General features: G+C 63.3%; 1 protein-coding gene. It reads left to right on the top strand.

Annotated elements, in window-relative coordinates:
• Positions 1 to 686, top strand: a 686-nt coding sequence (locus WS62_RS22410; RefSeq protein WP_156441082.1) for a DUF2827 family protein, incomplete at both ends; no start/stop codon positions are given.

The raw sequence follows: 686 nt of genomic DNA, 5'->3' as shown, positions 1-686 counted from the left end.
TTCGAGCACTCGTGCGGACACTACCTCGAATCGGGGCTGCGCAGCCCGGTGACGATCGTGCCGCACATCTGGCATCCGCTGTTGTTCGACAAGGCGCGCGCGACGCTCGGCCCGGGCCTCGAATTCGGCTACAAGCCGGGCAAGCCGCGCTGGCGCATCGCGATGTTCGAGCCGAACATCTGCATGGTGAAGACGAGCATCGTGCCGATGCTCGTCGCCGAAGAGGCGTATCGCGCCGAGCCGGGCTTCGTCGAATTCGTGCGCGTGTGCAACACGATGCACATGAAGGAGCACACGACGTTCGTCCACTTCGCGCGCAGCCTCGACATCGTCAACCACGGGCTGACGACGTTCGAAGGGCGTTTCGCGGTCTACGAATTCATGGCGGCGCACGGCGACGCGGTCGTGTCGCATACGTGGGAGAACGCGCAGAACTATCTGTACTACGAGCTGCTGTACGGCGGCTATCCGCTCGTCCACAACTCGCCGTACCTCGGCAAGGCCGGCTATTTCTATCCGGATTTCGATTGCCAGGAAGGCGGGCGGCAGTTGCTGAAGGCGTTCCGCGAGCACGACGCGAACCTCGACGCGTATCGCGGGCAGTCGCGACAGCTTCTGGATTCGGTCAGCATCTACAACCCGGGTAACGTCGCCGCGTATACGGACGCGATCGCCGCGTTGTATCG

The organism is Burkholderia sp. ABCPW 14, assembly GCF_001523835.1.
In the GTDB taxonomy this organism is placed as follows: Bacteria; Pseudomonadota; Gammaproteobacteria; order Burkholderiales; family Burkholderiaceae; genus Burkholderia; species Burkholderia mayonis.
The sequence above is the reverse complement of the archived record's forward strand: the minus strand, read 5'-3'. Positions and strand labels throughout refer to the sequence as shown.